Origin of the sequence: Microbacterium sp. ZXX196, assembly GCF_009709595.1 — a bacterium.
GTDB lineage: Bacteria > Actinomycetota > Actinomycetes > Actinomycetales > Microbacteriaceae > Microbacterium > Microbacterium excoecariae.
Genome location: NZ_WMEE01000141.1, coordinates 1 through 276, shown reverse-complemented (window position 1 = coordinate 276; position 276 = coordinate 1). Strand labels below are relative to the sequence as shown.

1 pseudogene is annotated in these 276 nt (G+C 33.0%); it reads left to right on the top strand.

Going from position 1 to position 276, the window contains the following annotated elements:
- Nucleotides 1-103, top strand: a pseudogene (locus GJQ66_RS15750) (RepB family plasmid replication initiator protein); the annotation flags it as partial.
- Between the last annotated feature and the right edge of the window lie 173 nt (nt 104-276).

Genomic DNA, 276 nt, shown 5'->3' with positions numbered 1-276 from the left:
CTACCAACAATTCGCTATTCGTATTGCTGAGATGCTACAAGATCAAGAAAAATTTGAGGAGTTATTGCCATATCTCAGAAAATTAGGATATAAGGCGAAATAAAGTACATGTTCAGGTAACATGTTTTCTGAACATCCTTGTACATGAACAGAGGGATTGCATTGAACAGTACAAAGTTTAGCGTTATGGACGCAAGTAAAGCTTTTAAAAAATCAAGAACAACAATATATGAAGCTTTAAAAAATGGAGAATTATCAAGAGATAATGATGGTCTT